Here is a 231-nt window from a genome sequence, read left to right as displayed (position 1 = left end):
GCTAAACTATGATCAGCATATGCCAAACCTGCCTCATAACTCTTTTTAGTAACAATTTGTCTTAAAGCAGCAACTTCCATGTTCAACTTTTTAGCAATTTCAAAAATAGACAATCCCTGGCGATGATAATCAATGTATTTGTCATATACCTGAATCGCTGTTAATCGTTTATTTTTGTTGAAAGTTTTTGCTCTGTGATTTCTCATTTCTGGATGTTCACGATTAAAACGT

1 protein-coding gene is annotated in these 231 nt (G+C 33.3%); it reads right to left on the bottom strand.

From position 1 onward, the window contains the following. On the bottom strand, nt 1-231 hold a 231-nt coding region (locus tag IV67_RS09350; RefSeq protein WP_162261064.1), incomplete at both ends, for a hypothetical protein.

The organism is Weissella minor, from assembly GCF_001437425.1.
In the GTDB taxonomy this organism is placed as follows: Bacteria; Bacillota; Bacilli; order Lactobacillales; family Lactobacillaceae; genus Weissella; species Weissella minor.
The sequence above is the reverse complement of the archived record's forward strand: the minus strand, read 5'-3'. Positions and strand labels throughout refer to the sequence as shown.